The organism is Sporosarcina sp. FSL K6-1540, from assembly GCF_038620285.1.
GTDB classification, from domain to species: domain Bacteria; phylum Bacillota; class Bacilli; order Bacillales_A; family Planococcaceae; genus Sporosarcina; species Sporosarcina psychrophila.
The window spans coordinates 1,412,537-1,426,569 of record NZ_CP152018.1 but is presented as its reverse complement, the minus strand read 5'-3'; the positions used below and the strand labels follow the sequence as shown (position 1 = coordinate 1,426,569).

The 14,033-nt window shown below is 39.3% G+C and carries 14 protein-coding genes and 1 other annotated feature; of the genes, 10 read left to right on the top strand and 4 right to left on the bottom strand.

Going from position 1 to position 14,033, the window contains the following annotated elements; all coding sequences use genetic code 11:
• Nucleotides 1-57 precede the first annotated feature (57 nt).
• A complete protein-coding gene (locus tag MKY15_RS06355; protein WP_342539277.1) occupies nt 58-1,296 on the bottom strand; it encodes an MFS transporter in 1,239 nt (412 codons plus the stop codon).
• A 65-nt stretch (nt 1,297-1,361) separates the two neighbouring features.
• Nucleotides 1,362-1,615 (bottom strand) — a binding site (T-box leader).
• A gap of 836 nt (nt 1,616-2,451) precedes the next feature.
• Here MKY15_RS06355 and MKY15_RS06350 point away from each other — a divergent pair.
• A complete protein-coding gene (locus tag MKY15_RS06350) occupies nt 2,452-2,787 on the top strand; it encodes a L,D-transpeptidase (RefSeq protein WP_067214102.1) in 336 nt (111 codons plus the stop codon).
• Between the two features lie 196 nt (nt 2,788-2,983).
• Here the strand turns inward: MKY15_RS06350 and tatA are convergent, their stop codons facing one another.
• Both tatA and tatC read right to left on the bottom strand, forming a co-directional pair.
• The gene (tatA, locus tag MKY15_RS06345) at nt 2,984-3,190 is read right to left on the bottom strand and encodes a twin-arginine translocase TatA/TatE family subunit (RefSeq protein WP_067213616.1); all 207 of its coding nucleotides are present in this window, start codon (nt 3,188-3,190) and stop codon (nt 2,984-2,986) included.
• A gap of 103 nt (nt 3,191-3,293) precedes the next feature.
• Nucleotides 3,294-4,049 (bottom strand): twin-arginine translocase subunit TatC, encoded by a 756-nt coding sequence (tatC, locus tag MKY15_RS06340; protein WP_067213615.1) that lies wholly within the window; start codon nt 4,047-4,049, stop codon nt 3,294-3,296.
• A gap of 386 nt (nt 4,050-4,435) precedes the next feature.
• Between tatC and MKY15_RS06335 the strand changes: the two genes are divergently transcribed.
• The 8 genes from MKY15_RS06335 (at nt 4,436) to MKY15_RS06300 (ending at nt 11,111) form a co-directional block, all read left to right on the top strand.
• Nucleotides 4,436-4,684, top strand: a complete 249-nt coding sequence (locus MKY15_RS06335; RefSeq protein WP_067213614.1) for a hypothetical protein — start codon at nt 4,436-4,438, stop codon at nt 4,682-4,684.
• An 80-nt stretch (nt 4,685-4,764) separates the two neighbouring features.
• On the top strand, nt 4,765-5,523 hold the full coding sequence (locus MKY15_RS06330) for a gluconate 2-dehydrogenase subunit 3 family protein (RefSeq protein ID WP_067213613.1): 759 nt from the start codon (nt 4,765-4,767) through the stop codon (nt 5,521-5,523).
• 25 nt (nt 5,524-5,548) lie between these two features.
• Nucleotides 5,549-7,264 carry a GMC family oxidoreductase gene (locus MKY15_RS06325; RefSeq protein ID WP_067214101.1) on the top strand — a complete coding sequence of 572 codons (1,716 nt, stop codon included), beginning with the start codon at nt 5,549-5,551 and terminating at the stop codon, nt 7,262-7,264.
• A gap of 331 nt (nt 7,265-7,595) precedes the next feature.
• A complete protein-coding gene (locus tag MKY15_RS06320) occupies nt 7,596-8,564 on the top strand; it encodes an ABC transporter substrate-binding protein (protein ID WP_342539276.1) in 969 nt (322 codons plus the stop codon).
• Nucleotide 8,565: 1 nt separating this feature from the next.
• Nucleotides 8,566-9,600 (top strand): iron ABC transporter permease, encoded by a 1,035-nt coding sequence (locus MKY15_RS06315; RefSeq protein WP_338654662.1) that lies wholly within the window; start codon nt 8,566-8,568, stop codon nt 9,598-9,600.
• Entirely contained in the window at nt 9,587-10,372 is a 786-nt protein-coding gene (locus tag MKY15_RS06310) for an ABC transporter ATP-binding protein (RefSeq protein WP_067213610.1), read from the top strand. Before MKY15_RS06315 ends, MKY15_RS06310 begins: the two co-directional genes overlap by 14 nt.
• Entirely contained in the window at nt 10,369-10,782 is a 414-nt protein-coding gene (locus MKY15_RS06305; RefSeq protein WP_342539275.1) for an ankyrin repeat domain-containing protein, read from the top strand. The genes MKY15_RS06310 and MKY15_RS06305 overlap by 4 nt, the downstream gene beginning before the upstream one ends.
• Entirely contained in the window at nt 10,779-11,111 is a 333-nt protein-coding gene (locus MKY15_RS06300; protein WP_067213608.1) for an antibiotic biosynthesis monooxygenase, read from the top strand. Before MKY15_RS06305 ends, MKY15_RS06300 begins: the two co-directional genes overlap by 4 nt.
• A 112-nt stretch (nt 11,112-11,223) precedes the next feature.
• On the opposite strand, the gene MKY15_RS06295 is transcribed toward MKY15_RS06300, so the two are convergent.
• On the bottom strand, nt 11,224-12,672 hold the full coding sequence (locus tag MKY15_RS06295; RefSeq protein WP_340742553.1) for an MFS transporter: 1,449 nt from the start codon (nt 12,670-12,672) through the stop codon (nt 11,224-11,226).
• A gap of 601 nt (nt 12,673-13,273) precedes the next feature.
• On the opposite strand from MKY15_RS06295, the gene MKY15_RS06290 reads away from it, so the two are divergent.
• Nucleotides 13,274-13,792 carry a topology modulation protein gene (locus tag MKY15_RS06290; RefSeq protein WP_338654669.1) on the top strand — a complete coding sequence of 173 codons (519 nt, stop codon included), beginning with the start codon at nt 13,274-13,276 and terminating at the stop codon, nt 13,790-13,792.
• Nucleotides 13,793-14,033 lie beyond the last annotated feature (241 nt).

The following is a 14,033-nucleotide window of genomic DNA, read 5'->3' as shown; positions in this document are numbered from 1 at the left end:
CGATCTTAAATGATGAGATAGGAATGTCCAGTGGCGTTGTAACAAAGGATCTAATATTTAATCTACAGAGGCAGTCGAGTATAGTTTTGCCTTTGAAGGACGGATGTTAAAAAGAAACAGTGTAATGGAAATCACCAACATCACAAATGTCCCTACAATGACAACATACTGAATAGAAATGAGTTGAGCTGCCACGCCAGCTATGGTCGTTGCAAGTATGATTAAAACAGCTTCAATTAATCCGTAAATACTTCCAACTCTCCCCATCACATCGACGGGGATATTGTTTTGGTAAAAGGTATGGAAGCCTGTATTCGCAAAGGCGAGAGAAAAGGAAAGAATGAAAAACCCAATAGCTGCCATGAAAAAGATAGTGGAAAAAGCGTAAACAATATAGCCGATAGAAACGAATAGGGAGCCTAAACCAATTAACAAAGAAGTCGATGATTTAGTGGCAATCATCGTATTAATAATTGCGCCCATTACGATCCCCGCTCCCGCTATGCTGACTAAAAAACTATATTCACTATCCGATAAAGAAAGGACCTCTTTAGCAAATGCCACTTCAAGTGAGTCAATAGCTGTAGCCATGACCATTACACAGCCAAAAAGAAAGTAAATGAACATGATATAGGCGTAGCGACGACTAAAATTAAACACAACAGTCCAATCTTGCTTCACTACTTCAAAAGATATTTTTTCATTTGTACTATTAAACTGTATGTGTTTTTCGAGGTTGGGCATCATCATAGTGACTAATCCTGATAATAATAAAGCGATTGCGTTCATGTAAATGGCAAAAATGGGTGTGCCGATGATAAATAACAATCCCGCTATAGCTGGCCCAATTAGAAAGCCTCCAGAATCGATTAAACTGCGTAATGAATTAAACCGTTTTCTATCCTTAGGGGGAATTAGTTTTGTAATATAAGTCATAGATGTCGGTTCAAATATAGAGCGTGCTATATTGATTAAAAAAACGACTAGATAGATCGACCAAAGAGAAGAAAGAAAAGATAAGGTAGCGATAAATACCGCACTAACCAGGTTAAGAGTGACCATTAAATTACGTTTATTTAACCGGTCTATGACGCTGCCTGACCAAAAATTTGTACATAACGTAGCCAAAGGTTTAAGGATATAAAGGACAGCCACTGCAAGCGGAGAACCTGTTTTCTCAAGGATAATCAAATTAAGCGCAATTAAATAAATCCAGGCGCCCACATTAGAAATGCCAATTCCAGCTAACAACATTAAAGGATATTTCCAAGATTCAACTACGTTCCCAAGCCTCATTTTATTTTCCTCCTCTATCATTCATTTTTTGACAATAAAAAAATCCCACCCCCAAGACCTTAAGTCTTGAGGACGAGATTATATCAATCGTGGTGCCACCCCAGTTTATTACGATGTTTCCATCGTAACCTTATCAGGTACGGCAAATAGATGCGTATACCCTGGCTCTATAACAGGAGCTCCTGTCACTCTATCCCCATTGCTGGTTCCGGAGTGATGCTCAGAGACTTGTTTCGATAACGCATTCTTACTCCTTTTCAGCAACCGGAGCTTTCTGCAAAGAATGAACGTTAGCTACTCTTCTCTTCGACGCATTTGATTTTTATAGATAATAGCACTCTTGGGATGAATTGTAAATAGAGAATTCAATCTTATTTGTTAATAAAATTAGGGGAAATATCGTAATTTAGGACTGATAATACGGGCTATATATGTTGAATTAAAGAATCTCATTGAATTTACTGTGGCGCTCAATAAGGAGAGAGTTTTATTTCGGGGTGTGGATTGTAGAACGCTTGGCGCTTTGGGGATGCCTTTGCCGCGCCTGCGCTAGGGTATACATTATCGAGAGAAATGTGATTTTGGATGTATATGGCGAGATTGTAAGGTGATTACTAGTTGATACTACTTATAGTCAAGAAAGACGTACTCCAGTTTGCAGATTTCATCACCGCTAATGAAATGCGCTTTCTCACATAGACCATCCAGCGAAGGCGCGACTTCGTGGTGGCCGAAGCGATAAGCCACTGAAAAAGTTCTTTTTTATAGTAAGAACTAGTTGATTGTAGTGAAGAGCGGCGACTCCAGCGGGAACAGCGCGAGCTGAAGACCCCGCAGGAACGCAGTGACGAGGAGGCTGAAGCCGTGCCCGCGGAAAGCGTCCGCTCGGAACGGAAATCAACGGTATTGAAGGAAATTGTACTTTTTCAGTGCCCTGGCTTATCGCGGGAGGCATCCACAAAGCGTCGAAGCGGTATTAGCGGGAACTCCAATTCGTTCCAAGTATTAGGACTTTTCATCGGCCTCCCAAAAGTCATTGTAAAGCGCATACGCTGTATCCATTTGTTCAACATATATAGATAATTTTGGACCCAGTTAACTATGAACCATCCTCATACAATAAATGAACGCTCACTTTTGTATGGAGGTGATCTTATCAACCTATGGATCGATATATCCACAAGGAAACACCGATTAAAACTTTACGATGGTCATCACTTAATGAAAATATATCCGATTGCGGTAGGGAAAATGGTCACAGCGACGCCAATGGGGACATACAGAATTATAAACAAACAAAGCAATCCTGGTGGACCTTTCGGGGCTTTTTGGATGGGGTTATCAAAACCTCATTATGGGATACATGGCACAAATAATCCTTCATCTATTGGGAAAAGCGTGTCACATGGATGTATCCGAATGCATAATGAAGATGTTCTAGAATTAGCGTCTATGGTCTCGATTGGAACCACTGTTACTATTCATAAATGAAACACTGACTACCTTGTAATTTGTATGTTTCATATGATTGGTGGGAAAGTGAGTAGACTGCTAATATTACTGGCCAGATTAATATCGGAGTATCGAGATTACATTGAATCGTATTATATTTTAATAAAAAAAGCCAGCATCAAATACAATTCTAAATTGAGAGTTGTATTTAATGCAGGCTTTTTTGAGTTACCTATTAAATTTTCTTTTTCTCTGTTGATTCTTTATCGTCTGATTTAAACTCATCTGTGACATCGTCCATGATGTCTTTCGTTGAATTCTTAAATTCTTTCAGTGTTTGTCCAACAGCTTTGCCTAATTGAGGCAACTTGGATGGTCCGAATATGATTAAAGCAATCACTAGAATTATAATTAAACCGGGTACACCGATACTTGATGGCATGATTTGTTCCTCCTTTGAATTCATGTACATTTATTTGGGAATTGTACATGCTCACAGCTACTTGAATCAGTATAACATTCCTGATTACAAGAATGCTTCGATCTTAATCCTTCAACATCTTCTCTCGTCTTACTTCATTTGCACGCTTTTTTTTCAGTGACCAGCTTGATACCAGAATGCTGATCTCAAATAGTAGTAATAAAGGAATAATGATCAGAAAGTCGGAAATGAAATCAGGTGGTGTTATTGAAACTCCGACTACTACAAGCATGAAGTAAGCGATCTTTCTCATTTTTCTCAACTTTTCTGGTGTTACAATACCTAACTTCGTTAAAAACAGGATGACGACCGGCAATTCGAACACAATACCTATTGGAATGATTAAGTTAAACATGAACGTAAAGTATTGCTTCATCCCATATGTTTCAACTGCACCAATCGATTCATTGATATTTGACATAAAGTTCAACATTAAAGGGAAGAGGAGAAAATAACTAAAACTGACCCCCGCCAAAAACAATAAAAAAGAGGCCGGAATAAACATGACTGTTCCTTTTGATTCGTCTCTGGACATTCCCGGTTTTACAAATAACCACGTCTGGTACAATGCAATGGGTAATGTAATCAGAATAGCCAACAGTAAAGCGCATTTTACATAAATCATAAGCCCATCCGTATAGCCGAATACGTTCCATTCCACATGACGGGCTGTAGGTTGCATTTTGATGAACGTTAATATTTTAGGTGCAATACCGAAACCTATTGCTAGCGATATTATAAAAGTCACGGCTACAATAATTAGCCGCTTTCTGAGCTCCGTTAGATGTTCGACAAGAGTATATTCTTGTTCTAGTTTCATGCTTCTTACCACCCACTATCTTATAATGCTAAAAAGTAAATTCAGAAGATATAAACTTTCTTATTTACCAAAAATAATAGCTTTAATTCATACTAAATTGAAAAAATGTAGTAGAATTAAGAAAGGTAATCTAACTACCCTACACATTATACACATCAAAAATGAATTGTAAATAATAGGACGCTCAATAATTAAGAAGAGTAAATTCGGAAAATAATAACTTTCTCGGATGAAGGGAAAGATATTTCTAATCCATATCAATAAAGAAAAAAAAGTAGTAGAATTAAGAACGCATTGATTTGGACCACAACATACTATCCGTTACTAAATCGATTTACTAAATAATAGGACGTTTATTCACGGAATCGAAAGAAAGGAGAATGAAGGTGTCTCAGTATTACATTGAAGAGTTTAAAATCATCAGCCAGGTATTTTTACCAATCTTGTTAATCGGTGGATTGGCTACGTTTCTTATCGTTTTTAATGATGGTTATCCTTGGTATACATTCATCGGTGCCGCAATTGGCTTATCTATTATTATAGTTTCATGGACAGAAAAAAAGTATGCAATTTTCATAACATCCCTGTTGATGTGCGCAATTATATATTCTGCTCTATCTAGCCTTTACAACTAGAATGTTTTTGTTATTGTCTGATACTTAGCTAGCTAAATAATTAGATTATATTAATACAGTTAGAATTTGGAGGTTTTATCATGTCGAAGCAAGAAAAGAATTCATTTGTAGATAAACGTTCTTCAAGGCGTACGTTTTTAAAAAATTCAGGATTGACGGTAGGTGGTGTAGTACTGGGTGGCGCATTGGGGAGTTTGTTAGGGAACGAACCTAAAACACCTGCACCGGTAAAACAAGCACATACTCCTACTGCAAATCCGAACGTTGCATTAATATTCTTTACAACCGAACAATATCAATTAACACAAGCAGCAAGCGAACGAATTTTCCCAGAAGATGAAAATGGCCCAGGAGCAAAAGAATTAAATGCTGCCATCTATATTGACCATCAACTTGCGAGCCCATGGGGACTAAACGTGAAGGATTATCGCTTAGGGGCATTCCATACACCGGAACCAACACAAGGCGGACAAACAAAAATGCTTCGTAAAGACTTGTTCCCGGCAGGTTTACTAGCATTGAATACCTACAGTGTTAAACAATTTGAAAAGAAATTTACTGAATTGGAAATAGCGGAACAAGATGCTGTATTAACCGATTTTAGTGAAGGGAAAACGACTGTTTATAAAGGTGTTTCTTCCACTGAGTTCTTTAACTTATTACGTTCATTAACGATGGAAGGTGTGTATGCCGATCCATTATATGGTGGTAACAAAGAGATGCTTGGTTGGAAAATGAGGAAATATCCTGGCTCACGGATGACTTACCTCCAAGAAATTCAAAGTGAAAATTTCGTCGTACTAGAACCGCAAGGCTTAAACAGCCACATGGGACATTGATTATAGGAAGGAATGAATGACAACAATGAGTACAAAATTACCTAAAGTACCTGTCGTTATTGTAGGTATGGGCTGGGCTGGCGGTATTATTGCAGCCGAACTAACAAAAGCAGGAATTCAAGTCGTGGGACTAGAACGTGGAAAAGATCGATCAACTGCAGATTACTTAATGGGGCATGATGAACTGCGTTATCAACATCGGACGGAGCTAATGCAAGACTTATCGAAAGAAACGATTACACATCGTAATAATCTTGAGATGCGTGCACTTCCAATGCGTTATTATGGATCATTCATCGTTGGTGATGGAGTTGGTGGAGCGGGAAGTCACTGGAATGGTCAAACTTATCGTTTCCTTCCATATGACTTTGAGATCAAAACTTTAACAGAGAAAAGGTACGGTAAAGGGAAAATTAAATCGGATATGCCCATCCAAGACTGGGGTATAACATATGACGAAATAGAGCCTTATTACGATACATTTGAAAAAATGGCGGGTATTTCCGGCGAAACAGTGGAAGCTTACGGAAAACGTTCGAATCCATATCCGACAGGTCCAATGTTGAAAACTCCTGTTTTAAAAGTCTTCGAGGAGGCAACGAAAAAGTTAGGCTATACACCTTATATGGTTCCTTCTGGGAATTTGTCGGAGTTCTACGAAAATCCAGATGGTATTTCACGTGCGGCCTGTCAATATTGTGCTTATTGTGAGAACTTCGGTTGTGAGTATGGTGCGAAAGCGGATCCAGCCGTAACGGTTATTCCTGTTGCAAGAGAGACAGGAAAACTTGACCTACGCACACACTCAAATGTAGTACGTATTTTAAAAGATGGAAAAAAAGCAACAGGCGTTGTTTACGTGGATACGATTACTGGGGAAGAGTTTGAACAACCGGCAGATGTTGTAGTTGTTGCAAGTTATGTATTTAACAATGCACGACTTTTGCTCAATTCTGGTCTCGGACAACCTTATAATCCGAAAACTGGAAAAGGTTCAATCGGGAAAAACTATTGCTATCAAGTAAGTACTGGTTCTTCAATGGCATTCTTTGAAGATAAAGAATTCAATCTGTATGCAGGAGCAGGGGCATTAGGCATGGAGATTCCTGAATTTGTTGGCGATAACTTTGACCATTCGAACGAGAACTTTATTCATGGTGCTGGAATCCGTATGTTCCAATATGGTGCACGTCCAATTGCAAACAATGTTGTACCAAGTGGCACGCCTACTTGGGGGCCTGAATTCAAGAAACAATCGATCAAATATGCGAACAGCTACTTGAAGGTTGCTTCACAAGGTGCGAGTATGCCTCATCAAAATAACTATCTTGATCTTGACCCTGATTATAAAGATGCATACGGTATGCCGTTACTTCGCATGACATATGATTACACAGAACAAGATCGCGAATTGGTGAAATATATGTCGAAAGTGACACGTTCAGTAGCAGAAGCAATGGGGGCTGACATCATTGATACCGCTGATGAACAAGGTGAATTCAATGTAAACAAAGATACAAATACGCATAATACAGGCGGAGTAATTATGGGTGCTGACCGTGAAACTTCAGCCGTTAACTCGTACTTGCAAATGTGGGATGCCGAGAACGTTTTTGTGGCGGGTGCTTCTGCATTCCCTCATAACAGTTCTTTCAATCCAACTGGTACACTTGGCGCTCTATCATATAGAGCGGCAGAAGGAATTCAAAAGTTCCTAAAACAAGGCGGATCACTTGTATAGGTGACAGTCATCAAGATAATTGTTTGTAACAAGTACGATGATTATTATTGTTTCGAAAATTAATAAAACAGCCTTAAATTGGTTATTGATTTAAGGCTGTTTTTATTCACTTTAATCAAAGCCGTGAAATTCACCTAAATAAATATGGGAAATTTAATATTAAAGTTAAATTAAAAGAACCATCAAACTCAATATGATGAATGAGCCAATTTAGGGGGAAACTCTTAGATTGGTTTTTTTATTTTCAAATAATTCATTGACAGTGAGAATTGTTATCAGTAGAATGGAAACCACTGAGAATGATTATCATTATTAATTGGGAGTGTGGAAAATGAAGAAGGTATCATTACTTTTATTATCTGTACTGTTGTTACTCGTTTTAGCAGCATGTGGTACGGAGAATGGTAAAGCAGCAGTGAAAGAAGAGGAACCAAAAGATAAGGAGAAAAAAGAAGAGGTCACGTCAGCTATTGAAGTGACAGATGCATCGGGTGAAAATATAACGTTTGAAAGTGCTCCAGAATCTATTGCAGTTTTAAATTCAGGAGACTTAGATATTTTACTAGCATTAGGTGCTAATGTGACTGGCCGTCCAACGGCAAGTGGACCTGTTTCAAAAGAAGTAGAAAGTATTACGGAAATCGGTAATCCACATCAGCCAAACTTTGAGAAATTAGCGGAAGTTCATCCAACTGTTTTAGCCGCAGCAATGAGTTTCAAGCAACATGCTGAAAATATAGAACGACAAGGAACGAAGGTTATTTACACTAAAGCAAATTCAATCGCTGATATTCAAGAAACGATTCGTCTATATGGACAACTATTTCAAAAAGAAACAGAAGCTGAAAGTATGAATAAAACGATTACGGAAGAAGTAGAAAATAGCGAAAAAACCAATTCTGATCCAGTGAAAACACTATTGGTATATGGTGCGCCAGGTACGTATCTAGCGGCTCTTCCAAACTCTCTTACAGGTGATTTATTGGAAAAAGCGGGTGGAGAAAATATTGCATCCGATTTTCCACAAGAAGAGAATTATCCGCAGTATGCGAGTTTAAGTGTTGAAAAGATTATCGAAAGAAATCCAAAAGTTGTGATGCTGATTACACATGGCGATCCAGAAGGGGTAAAAGCGGCTTTTGAAAGTGAAATGGAAAAGAATGCAGCTTGGAAAAATCTTGATGCAGTAAAAAATGGCAATGTATTTATTTTACCTTCACATTTATTTGGTTCAAACCCAGGTACAAAAGTAGTAGAAGCACTTGAGGTGATGAAGGAAAATCTAGCGGCGGTTAAATAAAATGGAAGCGGTAGAAGTTCAAGTATCTAAAAATGTTCATCCACTCGCAAAAAAACGAACAATTGTAGTTATCTCTTTTAGTATCCTTCTTGTACTTGCGTGTACGGTAAGTTTAATGATTGGGCCTGTTTCATTTACATTCAGTGAAGTTTGGAGTGGTCTTTTTCACTCAGATGATTCATTGGCTAGACGAATTATATGGGAGTTACGTTTCCCACGGGTTTTAATCGGAATGATTGTCGGAATGTGTCTCGCGGTATCTGGTGCTATTTTACAAGGCGTAATGAAAAATCCACTAGCTGATCCGGGAATTATAGGGGTGTCGTCTGGAGCTGGTCTCGCCGCAACGACTATTATGATTATCTTTCCGGCGTATATCCTATTCTTGCCTTTAGCGGCTTTTATAGGGGCTCTCATCACTGCGCTCATTATTTATGCATTCTCTTGGAAAGGTGGCACTTCACCTGTACGTATTATATTAGTCGGTGTAGCCATTAATGCCGTAATTGGTGCGTTCATGAGTGCACTCATGCTGTTATATAGTGACCGCGTGCAATCAGTTCTTCCATGGCTAGCCGGTGGCATTGGGGGCGTGGGGTGGATTCAATTCGAAATGATTATTTATTACGCTGTTGGAGCGCTTGTATTATCTTTGTTTGCAATCAGGCATATTCGCATTTTAAGACTTGGTGATGAAGTTGCAAAACTGCTTGGCCACAATGTTGAAAAAAGTCGTTTTTTCCTAATTGTTCTTAGTACACTTCTTGCGGGAATAGCTGTAAGTGTAGCCGGTTTAATAGGCTTTGTTGGGCTTGTTGTGCCACATATATTAAGAATTATGATTGGTGGAGATTATCGCTATTTACTGCCTGCATCCGCACTTGGCGGAGGGTTGCTCGTTGTATTGGCTGATACAGTTGCACGGAGTGCTTTTAATCCAATCGAGTTGCCAGTTGGGATTTTGTTGGCATTCTTAGGCGGCCCATTTTTCTTATATATGATTCAGAGAAGGAGGGACTCATTTGCTTCTAACTAAAGATGTCGCATTCGAACATTCTCCTTCCTTTCAGTTACAAGCGATTGACTTACACATAAAGGAAGGTGAAATCGTCAGCTTAATAGGTCCAAATGGGTCTGGTAAATCGACATTGCTCCGACTTGTTTCACGTCTTATAACTCCGAAAAGTGGTGAAGTAATCCTAGATGGACAAATGATTGGTTCAATGAAAAGTCTGGATGTCGCAAAAAAACTTGCCATGCTACCACAAATGCAAGATCATCAACTCGATTTGACGGTAGGCGAACTCATCGAATTTGGAAGGTATCCACATCGGGGGGCTTACGGTAAGTTGACAAAAGAAGATGATGAAATCGTTCAATGGGCGATGGAGGTTACCAGGTTAACTCGATTTAAAAACCGGACGTTACAATCACTTTCTGGTGGAGAAAGGCAACGGGCGTGGATTGCACTGGCTGTTGCCCAGCGCCCAAAGATTTTACTGTTAGATGAACCAACAACATTTCTTGATATATCACACCAATTAGAAGTGATGGAGCTTGTCGAAGAGTTAAATACAAAGTTTGGCATGACTGTTGTAATGGTCTTGCATGACATCAACCAAGCAGCACGTTATAGTGATCGCCTTGTCGTTTTAAAGGATGGGAAGGTTCAGTACGATGGTATTCCGCAATGCGTGTTATGTAGGGAAATGTTTCAATCTATTTTTGAAATAGATGCAGATATCTATAAGGACAACGGAAAACCATTTTTCACACCAATAAGGTTACGAAAGGAAGAAGTTATATGAGAAAAGGGCCACTTAGCAATGAGTTGGTAAGGGAGTTTATTATTGCTGCACATGGAGATTTTGAAGAGGTAAAGAGATTAGTAAAGCAAGAGCCAGCGCTTCTTCATTCCATTACGAACTGGGGAGGTGACGATTGGGAAAGTGGGCTTGGGGCAGCAGCCCATACAGGTAATCGTGAAATTGCAGAATGGCTACTCGAACGTGGTGCACGAATGGATATCTTCGCGGCAGCGATGCTTGGCGAACTAAGTATCGTGAAAGCAATTGTTGCTATACAGCCTAATGTCATTGCGGCTCCAGGTCCGCATGGTATTGCACTGCTTCGACATGCGCAAATGGGTGGAGAACCTGCACGGACTGTATATCAGTATCTAGAGTCTTTAACACTGAGGGAGGAAGTTGAATTATGATGAAAGCAGTAAATACAATCCGTATCAAAAAAGGAAACGTAGAAGAGGTTCTTGCACGTTTTCAAACACCGAAATCTGTTCATACATTTGAGGGATTTGTTTTAATGGAAGTATTGAAAAAAGAAAATAGTCCGGAATATGATGAGTTGAAAATCTGCACTACATGGGAAGAAAGAAAGTTTTTTGATGAATGGTTGGGTAGCAGAGCATCTCAAAAAACGCATGATAAGAAAAATGAACAAAAATCAGCGGATAATCCAATCATAAGTTCACAACTGACTACCTTTCAAGTGGCAATTCAGCACAAACCTGCAAAGCAGGAGGTTTGAATTTTAGTGGATGACGGTCACCAAGACAATTATGAAATAAACACAGTAATTTATAAAACAGCCTTAAATCGATTATGATTTAAGGCTGTTTTTATGCGTATTAATATAAATACTATCCTATTCTACCGCTATTATTAACGGGATTTGTAAATTTTTCATTTTGTCTGCTGACTACTTGTTTTGGAGCATCTTGTCTCGCTTTAGGGACCAAAAACATGATTGCTATTAACGCAAGTACTGCGAATATAACGTTGGTAATAATTCCGGCAGAGGCTGCCTTTTCAATATTGCCCGTCATCGTCATTGTACCGTACACGGTGGCAGATATGGCAACGCCAAAGGAGCTGCCGAGAGAACTCGCCATTTTGTAAATACCTGACGCTGAACCGACTTTATCTTCAGGGGCACTTGATACAGCTGTGTCAGTGGACGGTGTTGCATACAGCCCAAGTCCTACACCGAACAGGATAAATCCGAAAAAGACAACGATGATATAAGCTGTGTCCGGTAAAAATGTCAAAGCCATTAACCCGATGCCAATTGCCGCCAAGATAGAGCCTGCCATCATTGGTAATCTAGCACCGGTTCGTTGCAGTACTTTTTCACCGACACGGATCATGACAAGGACTGCCACTAAATAGCCAATTGATAGCATACCTGATTGAAACGCCGTGAAGCCTCTTCCGACTTGCACATATGTATTTGCTACAACGAGCGTACCAGCAACCGCGTTTAATAAGAAGTTGGAGATGGTAGCACCCGTATACGGTTTGTTTTTAAATAATTTAAAATCAATCAAAGCATGTAATTTACCTATTTCTATTTTGATGAAGAATAGCATTCCAACTAGCGTAGCGACAATTAAACTTAATGTGAGCGGGCTTGTCCATCCGAAATCTGCACCGCGCGTAATAACCACGTTTAATGCAATCATCGTTAAAACAAATACAACTAAGCCGGTAAAGTCGAAACGGGAAGAGCCTTGCTGTTCAACTTTGCTTTCGGGGGTATCTTTGATCAAAATCATAGCCAAGATGGCGAAAATAATTGAGAAAACAAAGATCCATCTCCAACCCATAGAAGTTGCGATAGCTCCTCCTGCAAATGAACAAACACCCGAACCACCCCAAGACCCGATAGACCAATAACTAAGTGCACGTTGCCTTTCAGCCCCTTCATAGTACGTTCTCATCAAGGCAATCGTTGCTGGCATAATACAAGCAGCCGATAATCCTTGGATGATCCGTCCGATAATTAACAGCGCGGCCCCATTCGTAAATACGAGGCAAAGTGAGCCAATGATACTTAATATGAGTCCGAAATAGGTCATTTTCTTGCGACCAAATTTATCAGCAAGCCCGCCTGCTGCCACGACGAAAATACCTGAGAATAAAGCGGTCAAACTGATTGCAATATTAAGTACACCCAGTGAAATTCCTAGATCCGATTGGATTGCGGGAACAACATTGACCATGGATTGCGCGAAAAGCCAAAACGTTATGACACCAAACACGATTCCTGTAATCATTTTATTCGTACCTTGATAGCTTGTGGTCATGATCTTCCTCCTCAAAATAGAAAGCAGCTTTCGTGAGAGTTTTATCTCGTCTATCAAAATTTAATGTTTTACTACTTTAGCATAGTAAAGCGGCGGGGTGAAGAAGAAAAACGTGGTTTTTTTATTTTAAAATGATTGCCAATTGTGCGACTTGTAGGTAGTATCAATATTTCAACCTCTTGAGTAGTCGTTTACCATAAGTAAAACAAAGATAATCCCTGATGATGTCGCAAATCTTGAAATATGGGAATGGATAAAATGATTCAAAATATGGACACAATTTAATAATAGTATAATTAAATCGTTATGATAACCAAAGTGAATCAAGTTCATTGTTCGGGTTTTGTGAATAAATATAAATATTTCATTATATTTTATATGATTTTATTGCGTTAGTTAGAATATATCCTATCATTAGGTAAAATTCAATACCAATTGTTCGTCTTTTTTGGGCTGATGTAAATTTGGAATAGTTCAGCTATATATACTGTATAATGATTTTGAGAGGTTTAAATACATATTTTGGGTTATTTGGTCATGGGGATGGAAGTTTATATGTAGGAGGGGATTCACCAAGTCCCAGACAATGAGGAGGAGTTACGGAATGAATAAAATTATGGTCATCGGGGTGTCAGCGGGTGCTGGAAAATCAACGTTTGCACGTCGATTGGGCGAATTGACTGGAATCGAAGTAACACATTTAGATTGTTTGTATTGGAAACCGAATTGGGTGGAAGCCCCGCCTGAAGTATTTTCAGCAGCTCAACAACAAGTTGTCCAAAATGAGCAATGGATAGTAGAGGGGAATTATTCAGGGACATTCGATATTCGAGAGCCGCATGCAGATACCGTTATTTATTTGGAGCTCCCTCTCCGTGTCTGTTTGTACCGTGTATTAAAGCGAAGAGTACAATTCCATGGGAAAACGAGGAATGATATTGGTGAAGGTTGTAAAGAGAAGATTGATAAGGCGTTTCTGAAATTCATCCTCACAACATATGGGGCACGAAAAAGGAAAATGCTAGAGCGAATACAACGCTATGCAGGTGAAGGGAAGAACGTACATTATTTGAAAACACCTGCGCAGATTGAAGGGTTTTTAAAAACGTATATAAAAAAGTAAAACAACAAATAAGAAAGTATAAGTTTTCGACCCGGAACAATGTCTAGCTCCGGGCGCCAGGCGCTCGGAGTCAAAAGTCGATCTAGCTAGGAAAGAATGAACTGTATCCTTCTGGGGCAAAGGAACGTCGCTCCACTGTCCCGTCTTATGTCTGTCGCATCTTAGAGGGCGCCTGCGCTTTTCTTAATGTTCAAAAACCCTCGTGTTATAAACAGCTCAGAGTTATGAAATTGATTAAGGT